This window comes from Streptomyces agglomeratus (genome assembly GCF_001746415.1).
In the GTDB taxonomy this organism is placed as follows: Bacteria; Actinomycetota; Actinomycetes; order Streptomycetales; family Streptomycetaceae; genus Streptomyces; species Streptomyces agglomeratus.
The window spans coordinates 6,460,071-6,473,706 of record NZ_MEHJ01000001.1 but is presented as its reverse complement, the minus strand read 5'-3'; the positions used below and the strand labels follow the sequence as shown (position 1 = coordinate 6,473,706).

At 72.4% G+C, this 13,636-nt stretch carries 10 protein-coding genes and 1 tRNA gene; 5 read left to right on the top strand and 6 right to left on the bottom strand.

Annotation, left to right across the window (positions count from 1 at the left end; translation table 11 throughout):
• Positions 1 to 54: 54 nt before the first annotated feature.
• Both AS594_RS28370 and AS594_RS28365 read left to right on the top strand, forming a co-directional pair.
• Entirely contained in the window at positions 55 to 2,262 is a 2,208-nt protein-coding gene (locus AS594_RS28370) for an elongation factor G-like protein EF-G2 (protein WP_069929674.1), read from the top strand.
• A gap of 196 nt (positions 2,263 to 2,458) precedes the next feature.
• A complete protein-coding gene (locus AS594_RS28365; protein WP_069929673.1) occupies positions 2,459 to 4,114 on the top strand; it encodes a hypothetical protein in 1,656 nt (551 codons plus the stop codon).
• Positions 4,115 to 4,137: 23 nt separating this feature from the next.
• Here the strand turns inward: AS594_RS28365 and AS594_RS28360 are convergent, their stop codons facing one another.
• Entirely contained in the window at positions 4,138 to 4,698 is a 561-nt protein-coding gene (locus tag AS594_RS28360) for an HIT family protein (protein ID WP_069929672.1), read from the bottom strand.
• Between the two features lie 66 nt (positions 4,699 to 4,764).
• Between AS594_RS28360 and AS594_RS28355 the strand changes: the two genes are divergently transcribed.
• Positions 4,765 to 5,427 (top strand): potassium channel family protein, encoded by a 663-nt coding sequence (locus tag AS594_RS28355; protein WP_069929671.1) that lies wholly within the window; start codon positions 4,765 to 4,767, stop codon positions 5,425 to 5,427.
• Between the two features lie 46 nt (positions 5,428 to 5,473).
• Here AS594_RS28355 and thrS read toward each other — a convergent pair whose 3' ends face one another.
• From thrS to AS594_RS28340, 3 genes are all read right to left on the bottom strand, one after another.
• Positions 5,474 to 7,450 carry a threonine--tRNA ligase gene (thrS, locus tag AS594_RS28350; protein WP_069929670.1) on the bottom strand — a complete coding sequence of 659 codons (1,977 nt, stop codon included), beginning with the start codon at positions 7,448 to 7,450 and terminating at the stop codon, positions 5,474 to 5,476.
• Positions 7,451 to 7,539: 89 nt separating this feature from the next.
• A complete protein-coding gene (locus AS594_RS28345; protein ID WP_069929669.1) occupies positions 7,540 to 8,784 on the bottom strand; it encodes a hypothetical protein in 1,245 nt (414 codons plus the stop codon).
• Positions 8,784 to 9,350, bottom strand: a complete 567-nt coding sequence (locus AS594_RS28340) for a DUF4365 domain-containing protein (RefSeq protein ID WP_069929668.1) — start codon at positions 9,348 to 9,350, stop codon at positions 8,784 to 8,786. Before AS594_RS28340 ends, AS594_RS28345 begins: the two co-directional genes overlap by 1 nt.
• A 187-nt stretch (positions 9,351 to 9,537) precedes the next feature.
• On the opposite strand from AS594_RS28340, the gene AS594_RS28335 reads away from it, so the two are divergent.
• Complete coding sequence (locus AS594_RS28335; RefSeq protein ID WP_069929667.1) at positions 9,538 to 10,266, top strand: 3'-5' exonuclease; 729 nt, start codon at positions 9,538 to 9,540, stop codon at positions 10,264 to 10,266.
• A gap of 86 nt (positions 10,267 to 10,352) precedes the next feature.
• On the opposite strand, the gene AS594_RS28330 is transcribed toward AS594_RS28335, so the two are convergent.
• Positions 10,353 to 10,424 (bottom strand) — tRNA-Val (locus tag AS594_RS28330).
• Between the two features lie 39 nt (positions 10,425 to 10,463).
• The gene (locus AS594_RS28325) at positions 10,464 to 10,910 is read right to left on the bottom strand and encodes an SRPBCC family protein (protein ID WP_069929666.1); all 447 of its coding nucleotides are present in this window, start codon (positions 10,908 to 10,910) and stop codon (positions 10,464 to 10,466) included.
• 103 nt (positions 10,911 to 11,013) lie between these two features.
• Here AS594_RS28325 and AS594_RS28320 point away from each other — a divergent pair, with 103 nt between their 5' ends.
• On the top strand, positions 11,014 to 13,554 hold the full coding sequence (locus AS594_RS28320; protein WP_069929665.1) for an SCO7613 C-terminal domain-containing membrane protein: 2,541 nt from the start codon (positions 11,014 to 11,016) through the stop codon (positions 13,552 to 13,554).
• The last annotated feature ends 82 nt before the right edge of the window (positions 13,555 to 13,636 follow it).

The following is a 13,636-nucleotide window of genomic DNA, read 5'->3' as shown; positions in this document are numbered from 1 at the left end:
TCCACATGTCCGCGCCCCCTCTCCTCACCGTGCTCGAACTGGGAGGCAAGGATCATGGGCGAAAAGACGCAATCACACCCCGGGGCCGCCGGCAGGGCAGCGACGGCCGACCGGCCCACATCCATCCGGAACGTCGTGCTGGTCGGCCACAGCGGCTCGGGAAAGACCACTCTGGCCGAGGCCCTCGCGCTGGCGACGGGAGCGGTCAACCGGGCGGGCCGGGTCGAGGACGGCGCGACCGTCTCCGACTACGACGAGATCGAGCACCGGCAGCAGCGCTCGGTGCAGCTTTCGCTGGTCCCCGTCGAATGGGACGGCATCAAGATCAATTTGATCGACACCCCCGGATACGCCGACTTCGTCGGGGAACTGCGGGCCGGTCTGCGGGCGGCGGACGCGGCCCTCTTCGTCGTCTCGGGCTCGGACGGCGTGGACGGCGCGACCCGGATGCTGTGGGACGAGTGCGCCGCGGTCGGTATGCCGAGCGCGATCGTGTTCACGCACCTCGAAGCGGCCAGGACCGACTTCGACGAGATGACCCAGGCCTGCGCGCAGACGTTCGGGGGCGACGATCCCGACGCCGTACTGCCGCTGTACCTGCCGTTGTACGGGCCCCAGGGACCGGACGGGCACGCCCCCGTGGAGGGGCTCGTGGGCCTGCTGTCGCAGCGGGTCTTCGACTACTCGTCCGGCGAGCGCGCGGAGTCGGCGCCGGACGGCGAGCAGCTTCCCCGGATCGAGGCGGCCCGCAGCAGACTGATCGAGGGGATCATCGCGGAGAGCGAGGACGAGACCCTCATGGACCGTTACCTCGCCGGTGAGGAGATCGACTACAAGACGCTCGTCAAGGACCTGGAGCGGGCCGTGGCGCGCGGCACGTTCCATCCGGTGCTCGCCGCCGCGCCGCCGGCGGGGGGCAACCGGGAGGGCATCGGCACGATCGAGCTGCTGGAACTGATCACCGGCGGCTTCCCGACGCCGGTGGAGCGCGAGGCGCCCGCCGTCACCACCCCGGAGGGCGGTCCGCGCCCGCCGGTCACCTGCGATCCCGACGGGCCGCTGGTCGCCGAGGTCGTCAAGACGGCGTCCGACCCGTACGTGGGGCGGGTCAGCCTGGTGCGGGTCTTCTCCGGCACGCTGCGGCCCGACGACACGGTGCATGTGTCGGGACACGGTCTGACGGACCGCGGTCACGACGGCCCGGACCTTCACGAGGCGGACGAGCGGATCGGCGCCCTGTCCTCGCCCTTCGGCAAGCAGCAGCGCACTCTGAACCGCTGCATCGCCGGCGACATCGCGAGCGTCGGGAAGCTGATACGCGCGGAGACCGGGGACACCCTGTCCTCGAAGGACGATCCGCTGCTGATGGAGCCGTGGACCATGCCCGACCCGCTGCTGCCGCTCGCCATCCAGGCGCACAGCAAGGCGGACGAGGACAAGCTCTCCCAGGGGCTGGCCCGGCTGGTCGCCGAGGACCCGACGATGCGCCTGGAGCAGAACCAGGACACGCGTCAGCTGGTGCTGTGGTGCCTGGGCGAGGCCCATCGCGACGTGGCGCTGGAGCGGCTGCGCAGCAGGTACGGGGTGCGGGTGGACGTCGTACCGCACAAGGTGGCGCTGCGCGAGACGTTCGGAGCGGCGGCGACCGGGCGCGGGCGTCACGTGAAGCAGTCCGGCGGCCACGGCCAGTACGCGATCTGCGAGATCGACGTCGAGCCGCTGCCGCCGGGGAGCGGCATCGAGTTCGTCGACAAGGTCGTGGGCGGAGCGGTTCCGCGCCAGTTCATCCCGTCCGTCGAGAAGGGGGTACGCGCCCAGGCCGCGCGCGGGGTCTCCGCGGGCCATCCGCTCGTGGACGTGCGCGTCACGCTGACCGACGGGAAGTCGCACTCCGTCGACTCCTCCGACGCGGCGTTCCAGACGGCGGGGGCGCTGGCGCTGCGCGAGGCGGCGGCCGAGGCGAAGATCCACCTGCTGGAGCCGGTCGCGGAGGTGCTGGTGCTGGTGCCGGACCAGTACGTGGGACCGGTGATGAGCGACCTGTCGGGAAGGCGGGGGCGGGTCGTCGGCACCGAGCAGTCGGGGCACGGGCGCACGCTCGTGCGGGCGGAGGTTCCGGAGATCGAACTCGGCCGGTACGCCCTGGACCTGAGGTCCGTCTCGCACGGCACCGGACGGTTCAGCCGCTCGTACGCCCGCCACGAACCGATGCCGCCCAACCTGTCGGGCAAGATACGCGAACAGGCCGAAACGGGGACATAGTTGTCCGGCCGCCCGCCCAATTCGATTGCGGCGGGCGGCATTTCACCGCCCCATGGCGGGCAGGGTCATTCCGGGGCCGTCCCCGGACACGCCGGATACGCTGGACGCTCCGGGGCGCCCCCACTCGGAAGGTGTGCGGGGCACGGCAGTTGGGAACAGGCCGCAGGGGCGGTTGCGTGCGGCGATGGGGGCAGCAGTGGCGGATGACGGGTTCGACTTCTCACCGGGGGCGCAGGTCCCGCTTCAGGGCTCGGCGGGCCAGACGGCCGCGACGCAGGCCCTCGCCTCGGCGGCGTACCGCGACAGCCCGGTGACCGAGATCCTCAATGCCAACAGCGAATGGCACAAGTCCGCGGTGAAGCCGGGCAAGCTGTCCCTCCTCGAACCGAACCTGGGCGAGGCGTTTTCGAGAGCCGTACAGGTACGGATGCTCGGCGGTGCCCGCAAGGCACTCATCCAGTCCTTCGGCACCGAACCGCAGACCGTCGTCGAGCACTGCCTCGCGGCGACCCGCATCCGTAAGGAGCGGGACACCCGGCTCACCGGCGTCATGGCGCTCTTCGGCCTGCTCTTCCTGCCGGGCCTGCTCATCTGGCTGGCCGTCTTCCAGCTGCGCCGTACGATCGCGGGCTCCAAGGACAAGCGGGCCGGAGCCCTCGGCACCGCCGCCCTCCTCGCGGTGGGCGGCCTGGTCCTGCTCGTCCTCGTCAAACTGCCCTTCGACGGATTCTGGGCGATCTACCTGCGGGCGATGCTCGTGGCCCCGGTCGTCGGCTGGCTGCTGGCCAAGCGGATCACCGAGTCCACGGCCAAGGACATGAGGGCCCGCTGGGAGGCCCTGCTCTCGGGTGGCGGCGTGGGCGCGAAGATCCCCGAAGCCGTCCCCCGCGACCCCAACGAATCCGCCGCCGAGCAGCTGCGCCAGTCGCTCGCCAAGCTCACCGCCGAGCAGTACAGCAACTCGGTCTTCTACGCGGGACCCAAGGGAATACTGGGCATGGGGACCCGCTGGGGCAGCTGGCAGCTCGCCGAAGAGCTCGTCCCGCGCGAAGCCGGCAAGGAGATCCACGGTTTCCGCAGCTGGGACGTCGTACGCGCCATCCACGACCAGCTGCGCATGCTGGAACGCGGCCCCCTGCACACGGGCGGCTTCCCCAAGCCCTCCGTGCGGCACTGGGTCGTCGCCCCGATCGGCGAGAACGCGGACGAGGTGAGCCGGCCCGGCGGACAGGACGTCGACGCGTTCCAGATCAAGGGCCACGAGATACAGCGGATCTGCAACGAGCAGCAGTTCGGCGCGGGAAACCGCCACTACCTGGGGGTGCAGTTCACGCTCTGGGACGGCCAGCTGGTCATCACGATGCTGATCACCGTCACCGTGCTGCACGAGACGCTGCGCATCGAGGTCACCGGGCACGCCCTGGGGCCGGTCCACTCGCTGTTCACCACCAAGCCGAAGCCCAAGACGGTGACGGTCAGCAAGCCGGTCAGGTTCTGGGAGACCGTCGACAAGCAGCAGCCGCTCGTCGACGCCAACGAAGTGGTACGCCTGGCCGTCCGCGCGCCCTTCACCTGGTTCCCGCCGGTCCTCGACTACTTCGGCGGCAAGATCGTGCTTCCGGAACCCTTCGGGCTGCGGCACGCCTGGGCCGAGAAGCCCTGGCGGCACCGCTTCATGGCCGACGACGCCATGCGCGCGGCCACGCCCGTCCTGCGCGTCGTCCACGCGGCGGCCATCCGCGTGCTCGACGACCACGGCGTGGACACCGACCGCTTCAGCAACCGCTCACTGGTCCTCAGCGGCCTGGTCCAGGACGCGGCACCGAGGAAGGCCGACGTGTACGACGCCTGACGCGGCCGGGGGGGGCGGCCCGGTCAGGCGGCCGGCCAGGCGTCGGCCAGCATCTTGCGGGTGTCCCCCAGCAGCTGCGGAAGCACCTTCGTGTGGCCCACGACCGGCATGAAGTTCGTGTCCCCGCCCCAGCGCGGCACGACGTGCTGGTGCAGGTGCGCCGCGATGCCCGCCCCGGCGACGGCGCCCTGGTTCATCCCGATGTTGAAACCCTGCGCCCCGGACGCCGTGCGCAGCGCCGTCATCGCGCGCTTGGTGAACGTACCGAGTTCGGCGGTCTCGGCGTCGTCCAGGTCCGTGTAGTCGGCGACGTGGCGGTACGGGACGACCATCAGGTGGCCACCGTTGTACGGGTACAGGTTCAGCACCGCGTACACGTGCTCGCCACGCGCGATGACCAGCCCGTCCTCGTCGGACATCGCCGGAATCGAGCAGAACGGGCAGCCGTCCTCGGCCCCCGGACCGGTCGGCTTGTTCTCCCCCTGGATGTACGCCATCCGGTGGGGCGTCCACAGGCGCTGGAACGCGTCCGGCGTCCCCACTCCGATCTGCTGCTCCGGCTCAATCGTCATGGAGTGCAGCATATGACTTGGTACCCGCCGAACGTGTCGCCGGGGCGCTCCCGAAGGCCCGGCGGCCATGCTGGAACGATGCATGTCGATCACGGCAGTCCGCTGGGTCGGTGGGAGGCGCGGGCCGAGCTCCCGCTCTTCGCCGCGTCGCTCCTCTTCCTCGCCTCGTACGCGGTCCGCGTGCTGGCCCCCGGTCTGGCTCCGCCCTGGCGGGACGTGTGCCTGGCGGTGACCCTTGCCCTGTGGGCGCTGTTCGTCGCCGACTACCTGGTGCGCTGGCGGCTGTCGGGCCGGCGGCTGGGGTTCGTCCGCACCCACTGGCTGGACACCGTCGTCCTGGTGCTGCCGCTGCTGCGCCCGGTGCGCGTGGTGCGGGTGTACTGGGCGGTGCAGCGCAGGCGTGACCGGCCGCGGCTGACCCTGCACGCCCGGGTGATCACGTACGCGGGCCTGACGGCGGTGCTGCTGGGTTTCTCCGGCGCCCTGTCCGTCTACCACCAGGAGCACGCCGCTCCCGGCGCGACGATCCGTACCTTCGGGGACGCCCTGTGGTGGACGTGCTCGACGCTGACGACCGTGGGGTACGGCGATGTGGCGCCGGTGACGTGGGCCGGCCGGCTCATCGCGGTGGGCATGATGGGCTGCGGCCTGGCGCTGCTGGGGGCGGTGACGGGCTCCTTCTCGGCCTGGCTGATCCAGACGTTCGCGCGGGAGGACGAGGAGAGGCCCCCGGCGGGCTGACCTGCCCCGCCGGGGGCCTCTCTCACCGTTCACGCGCCGGGGCGGGTCACACCTGGACGCGGCGCTCCACGACGTCGGCGATCTTCGCCAGCGCCTCCTCGCGGGGGATGCCGTTCTCCTGCGATCCGTCGCGGTAGCGGAAGGAGACGGTGCCCGCGTTCATGTCCTCGTCACCGACGATGATCATGAAGGGGACCTTCTGCTTCTGCTGGTTCCTGATCTTCTTCTGCATCCGGTCCGAGGAGGCGTCCACCTCGACCCGCAGGCCCTTCTTCTTCGCGTCGGCGGCGAACTCCTGGAGGTACGGGATGTGCGCGTCGCCGATCGGGATGCCGACCGCCTGCACCGGGGCGAGCCACGCCGGGAACGCGCCCGCGTAGTGCTCCAGGAGCACCGCGAAGAAGCGCTCGATGGAGCCGAACAGGGCACGGTGGATCATCACCGGGCGCTGCTTGCTGCCGTCGGGGCCGGTGTACTCCAGGTTGAAGCGCTCCGGCAGGTTGAAGTCGAGCTGCACGGTCGACATCTGCCAGGTACGGCCGATCGCGTCCTTGCACTGGACGGAGATCTTCGGGCCGTAGAACGCGGCGCCGCCCGGGTCCGGGACCAGCGGCAGGCCCTGCTTCTCGGCGACCTGGCGCAGCGTCTCGGTGGCCTCTTCCCAGATCTCGTCCGAGCCGACGAACTTCTCCGGGTCCTTGGTGGACAGCTCCAGGTAGAAGTCGGTCAGGCCGTAGTCGCGCAGCAGGCCGAGGACGAAGGTGAGCGTACGGTCGAGCTCCTCCGCCATCTGCTCCTTGGTGCAGTAGATGTGCGCGTCGTCCTGGGTGAAGCCGCGGGCACGGGTCAGGCCGTGCACGACGCCGGACTTCTCGTACCGGTACACGGTCCCGAACTCGAAGAGGCGCAGAGGCAGTTCACGGTAGGACCGGCCCCGCGCGTCGAAGATCAGGTTGTGCATCGGGCAGTTCATGGGCTTGAGGTAGTAGTCCGTGCCCTCGTCGAGCTGCATGGGCGGGTACATGCCGTCGGCGTACCAGTCCAGGTGGCCCGAGGTCTCGAAGAGCTTCCCCTTGGTGGCGTGCGGGGTGTAGACGAACTCGTACCCCTCCTCCTCGTGCCGGCGGCGCGAGTAGTCCTCCATGACCCGGCGGATGATGCCGCCCTTGGGGTGGAAGACCGCCAGACCGGAGCCGATCTGCTCGGGGATGGAGAAGAGGTCCAGCTCGCTGCCGAGCTTGCGGTGGTCGCGCTTCTCGGCCTCGGCGAGGAACTCCAGGTGCGCCTTCAGCTCGTCCTTCGACGGCCACGCGGTGCCGTAGATGCGCTGGAGCATCGGGTTCTTCTCGCTGCCGCGCCAGTAGGCGGCGGCGTTGCGCATCAGCTTGAATGCGGGGATGTTGCGGGTGGTGGGCAGGTGCGGACCCCGGCAGAGGTCCTTCCAGCACAGGTCGCCGGTCTTGGCGTCAAGGTTGTCGTAGATGGTCAGCTCGCCGCCGCCCACCTCGACGTCCGCGCCGTCGTCGCTGGACGCGGAGCCCTTGATGCCGATGAGCTCCAGCTTGTACGGCTCGTCCGCCAGCTCCTCGCGCGCGGCCTCGTCGGTGACGACGCGGCGCGAGAAGCGCTGCCCGCGCTTCTGGATCTCCTGCATCTTCTTCTCGACGGCCTTGAGGTCCTCCGGGGTGAACGGCTTCTCGACGTCGAAGTCGTAGTAGAAGCCGTCCTTGACCGGCGGGCCGATGCCGAGCTTCGCCTCGGGGAAGAGCTCCTGCACGGCCTGGGCCATGACGTGCGCGGTGGAGTGGCGCAGGATGTTCAGGCCGTCCTCGGACGAGATCTCGACCGGCTCGATCTCCTCGCCGTCCGCGACGACGTACGCCAGGTCCTTCAGCTCGCCGGCCACCCGCGCGGCGACGACGGTGCGCTCGCCGGGGAAGAGTTCCGCCGCCGTGGTGCCCGTGGTCACCACGCGCTCTTCCCGCTCGGAATCGCGTTGGATGAACACACGGACGTCCGACACCGGTCACTCCTGTCTGAGGGGGTCGCGCGTAAGTGGTTGCGCGCGTGGCTAGTAACTGTACCGAGCCGGGTGACCTCCTCGCGAAACGGTTAATCCCCGCCGCACGCCTCCTCGAAAAAGTCCAGGTTCTCCTGGAGCGACTTCATCAGCCGGTCGCGTTCCGCCTCGTCCACCTGTACGGGCACCACGCCCTCCGCGCCGGTGAGCCGCCGGAAGCCGCCCCGGCTCTCCAGCTGCCCGTGGACCCGGACCGGCAGCCCGACGAGGTGCGCGTGGCCCGCTATCCGGTACGCCTCCTCGTCGAGCACCATCCGTACGTGCGGCACCTCCGCGCCCGCCAGGACGCGCAGCCGCACCGTGCCGGCCCCGCGCGGCCCCGAGCGCCGCATCCGGACGACCGTGCCCGTGATCCGTACCGTGACGGACGGCTCCGCGCGGGTGTAGCGCGCGCCCACCTCGCGCAGCGCCGGCAGGTCGCCCGGTGAGAACTCCACCGCCTCGGGGCGCGCCGCGCACCCCTCCGGCACACCGGCGGCCGGTGACCAGTCCAGCGCGATGCGGGTGCCTTCCGAGCCGTGCACGAGCGCGATCACCGCGTCCGTGAGCTCGCGGCTCACGCCCGCCTCGACGGCCGTGTCGAACGCCTCCATGCCGCCCGTCGCCCGCTGGTAGTCGACGGCCTCGCGCGCGGCGTGCAGGGCGTGGTGGAGCCGTACGGCGGCGCCGCGCCCCGCCGCCACCGGTACGAACGCGGTCAGCGCGCGGCCGCCGGGGGCGGGTCCCACCAGTACGCCCTCCAGTGACGCCTGCGCCTGCCGCCGGTGCCGGGCCCCGTAGTACCCGGCGCGCCCCCGCGCGGCCAGCGCCGCCGCGAGCAGCATCTGGCGCGCGGCCGAGCGCAGTTGTTCCTGCGCCGTCCAGGAGGCGGCTCCGGAAGGGCTCTCCGGTACGTCGCGCCACCACCTGATCTCGTCGCTCGGGACGGCGAGCGAGACCAGCACCTCGCGAGCGGAGGGCGCGGCGCAGCGGGCCAGCGCGGTCAGCGCCTCGCCGAGCAGGTCGTCACTGTCGGGGAACGCCCTGCTCTCCGGTACGAGCAGACTCGTACCGCCGCCGGAAGGCCCGGGCGGCGTCCAGCGCGCGTAGCGCCCCGCCGCTCCCCCGCGCCGCCGCCAGCCGTGCCGGGCGAGCAGTACGCCGAGTACGGCCGGGTCGACCTGGGCGGGGTCGGGCCCCGCGCCGGCGTCCCAGACGCCGGGGCCCGCGGCGAGGCCGCCCTCGGGCTCCGTGCCCGGGTGCGGCCGTACTGGTTCGTCGATCGGCCGGTGCTGCATCAGGGTCTCCCTCCCACCCCGACCCGGGTCATGATCTCGCAGAGTGCTCGGTCGTCGAATATCCGCGAGGTCGGGATCCGCACGGTCGTCCTGCGCCTGCCCGTCACCGGGTGTCCGGCCAGGTTGGTCCAGTAACAGCAGTGCCGCAGGTCGAGCCGGTCGTGGCCGGCGCGCAGCCAGTCCTCCTGGGTCCGCGGCACGAGCATCACGACGAGGATCTTGTGCACCGCCACCGGGCTGCGGGCGAGCTTCTCCAGATGCGCGTTGTCGAGCGTGAAGGAGAAGGAGCCCCCGGCCGGATGCGGCGGGATCTGGTAGGTGCACTTGAGCTGCACCTTGATGGTGACTTCGTCATCGACGGTGTGCTCGGGAGCGTTGTGGCTCACGTGCCAGTCGATGCCGTTGTCCGGAAACGGCTGTGAGAGAGAGCATCCGGCGGCCGCCGCGACCGCGTGCAGATAGCCCACCTGGAGAGTCTCCATGCAGGCGGTGGTGGCGAGTCCGCCGCGCAGCGGTGCGATCCGCTCGGGCAGCAGCCCGCCCGGTTCGGGCTGCGTGAGCGCCATGGCTGACGAGTGCCTTCCGGGCTGTGCCGATCATTTCCCCGCGACGGTCCGTCAAGCTCCCGTGCCGTCACCTGTGTTGTCTCCGTTCTGTCTCCCCCGCAAACGGCGTACCGGGCAAACGACCCGGGTATCACCGGTTCGGGCAGGGGACGCACGCCATCTGCCAAGGGAGCAAGAGGAGTTCGACATGACGTGCTGGTACGAAGGGCCCCTGGCCGCTTTCGACACCGAGACGACGGGCGTGGATGTCGAGGAGGACCGCATCGTCTCGGCCGCGCTGGTCGTGCAGGACGCGCCGGGCGGCCGGGTGCGGGCGACGCGCTGGCTGGTCAATCCGGGCATTCCGGTGCCCAGGGAGGCCACTGACATCCACGGGCTGACGGACGATCACCTCCAGCGCAACGGCCGCTGGCCCGCGCCGGTGGTCGAGGAGATAGCCCGGAGCCTCTCCGAGCAGAGCATCGCCCGCCGGCCGCTGGTGGTGATGAACGCCCCGTTCGATCTGACGCTGCTGGACCGCGAGCTGAGGCGCCACCGGGCGTCGTCGCTGACGCGCTATCTGGACAGCCGACCGCTGTGCGTGCTGGACCCGCGCGTACTGGACAAGCACCTCGACCGCTATCGCAAGGGCCGCCGTACGCTCACCGACCTGTGCGCGCAGTACGAGGTGGAGCTGGACGGCGCGCACGACGCGGTCGCCGACGCGACGGCGTCGCTGGAGGTCGTACGGGCGCTGGGACGGCGCTTCGCGGCGCGTCTGGACCGGCTGTCCCCGGCCGAACTGCACTCGCTCCAGGCGGTGTGGCACGCGGCGCAGGCGCGCGGACTCCAGGCGTGGTTCGCGCGCAACGGGTCGGAGGAGGCGGTGAATCCGGCGTGGCCGCTGCGCCCGGAGATCCCGGCGGCGGCCGCCTGAGCGGGCGGCGTGGGAAAGCCGCCCGACCGGGCGGCGCGAGAAAAACGAAAAGCCGGTCCGTCGGTGACGGACCGGCCTTCCCGGGGTGGGCGATACTGGTTTCGAACCAGTGACCTCTTCGGTGTGAACGAAGCGCTCTCCCACTGAGCTAATCGCCCGGGAACGGACTGAACCATACAACCCCTCGCGGGTTCGGTTCAAACCGCGAGGGCTGCCGCCAGCCCGCGCCGCCCGCCCCGCATCATCAGCGCGTGATTGGCGATGAGCAGGGGGCGCCCGGGTACCGCGAGACGGCGCACCAGTGTCCTGCGGACATCGACCTCCTGCTCGTAGACCGCGCGTGTGCCGTCGGCGCCGCGCGGCCGCACGGTCCAGCGCGCCCAGCCGTCCATGTCACCGCTCATCGCCACCTCCAGCAGGCCGGTGTCCGGCGCGCGAAGCGTCTCGCGGACGGTGACGACCAGTTCGTACGGCAGAAAGGACCGGACGTGGACGAGGCCGGCGCTGTCGTCGAGGCGCGTCACCCGCCGCACCTGCGGCCACCACCGGGGGTACGCGTCGACCTGCTCCAGGGCGGTGTAGACCGCGCCGGGCGGTGCGGTCAGGTCCCACACGCTGCGGAAGCGGTAATGGCTCCAGTCCATGCCCCAAGTCTGCGCACGGCAGCCGCATCCATGCGTACTCACCGGGGATCTGAGTACCCGCGCCCATGTCGCGGGCGTGTGCCGGGCGCCACACTCCTCAACCATGGAGAACGCGCCACCACCCGCCGAGGAATTGGTGATCCTCGACCGCGAACTGGGACAAATCGAAGCTCGCCGTGCCCAGTTGCTGGCCCGCAGGGCCTGGCTGCTCAGTGTCATGCAGCAGGCCGTCGCCCCGCAGAACCCCTTCTCGCCGCCCGGCCCGGCCGCTTTCGGCGGCGGAACCGGGGCGCGGCCGCCGCATGCCCCTCGGGACGCCTCGACGCGCAGTGCGCAGAACGTGCTGCTGACGCTCGGCGGCATCCTGCTGACGATCGCCGCGGTCGCGTTCACGCTGGTCAGCTGGGGCCACATGGGCATCGGCGGCCGCTCGGCGGTGCTGGGCGCCGTGACGGCTCTCGCCCTGGCCGCGCCGGCCGCGCTGCTGCGCCGCGGGCTCGTCTCGACCGCCGAGTCGGTGGCCGCGCTCGGCCTCGCGCTCACGGTGCTTGACGTGTACGCGGTGCACCGTGTGGCAGTGCCGGACACCGACGGCCTGGCGTACGCCGCGGCCGGTTCGGCGGCGCTGGCCGCGCTCTGGGCGGCATACGGCCTGGGCTTCGGGCGGTTGCGGCTTCCGCTGCCCGCGGCGCTGATCAGTGCTCAGTTCCCGTTCCTCCTCTGGGCCCTGGCGGCCGACGCGGGTCCGCTGACGCTCACCTGGGCGCTGCTGGCCACGGCCGCGCTCGATGTCGCCGTGGCGCTGTGGGGCCCGGGTCGCGCGGTGCGTCCGATGGCGTGCGCCGGTGCCTGGCTGTCGGGTGCGGGAGCGCTGCTGAGCGCCGCCGCCCTGTCGCTGGCGGCGGGCGGCAGCGGCGACGCCGTGCGCCCCGGTGTTCTTCTGCTGGCGATCGCGGCGCTGGCGCTGTTCGCCGCGTGGCGGGCCCCGGCCCCGCGTGCGGCCACGGCGGCGCCGGACAGCGAGGCGTCCACGCCGGCCACCGCCCCTTCGGCGTCCCCGTCGCCGTCGCCGTCTCCGGCCGCCGGGTGGTCGCCGCTCGCCGTCGCGTGCTCCGCCGTGGCCGGGCTCGCCGTGCTCGCCGCCGTCGGCGGAGTGCTGCGTCCCGCCCTGCCGGCCGCGTGGGCGGTGCCCGGATACGTACTGTGCGCCGTGGTCCTGGCGGCCGTCGTACGGGCGAACCTGCCGCGCCCCGTGATGCTCGGCCTGGCCGGTTCGTCCGGTGCGGTACTGGCCGGGGGCACCCTCTGGGCGCTCCCGCCGGTGGCGGTCGCCGTGCTGGGGCCCGCCGTCCGGACCGGGCGCGCCTGGTCGGGCGCTCCGACCGGCCTCCGCGAGGCACTGCCCTCCGGCCTGCCCTGGTCGTGGACGTCCGCCGCCCCGGCGGTGCTGCTGGCGGTGGCCGCCGTCCTGGCCGCGGCCTGCCGCCGGACCGAGCCCGGCACCGCCTGGCGCACCCCGGCGGCGTGCGCGGCCCTGGCACTGGCCTGGGCGGCGGCGTACGCCACCCCGGCCGCCCTGGACCTCGGCTACCCGCTGTCCTTGGTCCTGTACGTCCTGCTGACCGCCGCCTCCCTGGCCCTGGCCGTACGCCCCGCCCTCGCGGGCGCCGCCCGGGCACCCGGCGGGCTCGCGCTCACCGCGCTCGGCTGCGCCCTCGCGGCGGCGGTCTCCGTCTCGCTGCTGTCGCTCGCCGCGCAGGCCGCCAGCTTCGCCGTCCTCGGCGTCCTGCCGGCGCTGTACGGCGCGGCCGCCGTGCTCGGCAGGGGGCCCCTCACCCCGTCCGTCTCGGCGGTGGCCGCCGTCGTGTTCGCCACCGGGCTGACCGGCGCGGGCGCCGCCGCTCTCGGCCTGGCGCCGCACCAGGCGGCCCTGGCGGTCCTCGCCGTACCGGCGGCCACCGCCCTGCTGGCCGCCCGTCTGCGGGGTCACGTCACCGCTCTGCCCCTGGAGGTCGCGGGCGCGGCGGCGGGCCTGCTGGCGACCGGTCTCGCGGCAGGCCACGCCCCGACCCTCGCGCTGGTGCTCGCCCTGTGCGGAGTCGTCGCGGCAGGCACGGCGGTGCGGGCCGACCGGCGTCCCGCGGGATACGCGGCGGTCGTGCTCTTCGTACTGGCCACCTGGGTCCGCCTGGGCGCGTCGGACGTCGTGACACCCGAGGCGTACACGCTCCCGGTCACCGTCCCGGCCCTCGTGGTCGGCGTACTGCGCAGGCGGCGCGACCCCGGGGCCTCGTCCTGGACGGCGTACGGTCCGGGGCTCGCCGCGACCCTCCTGCCGAGCCTGGTCGCGGCCTGGGGCGACCAGCACTGGACGCGTCCGCTGCTTCTCGGGGCGGCGGCCCTGGCCGTGACCCTGACCGGCGCCAGGCACCGGCTCCAGGCGCCGCTGGTGCTGGGCTCCGCCGTACTCGCGATGGTCGCGCTGCACGAGCTCGCGCCGTACGTCGTGCAGGTGGCCGGATCTCTCCCCCGCTGGCTGCCGCCCGCCCTCGCGGGCCTGCTGCTGCTGGCGGTCGGGGCGACGTACGAGCAGCGCCTGCGCGACGCGCGCCGGCTGAGGGACACGCTGGGGCGGATGCGCTGAGGGCCCGGCGCGTTCCCGGCGGCGTCCCGGCCGGGAACGCCGAAGGCCCGGAAGACTTTCGTCTTCCGGGCCTTCGGTCCGG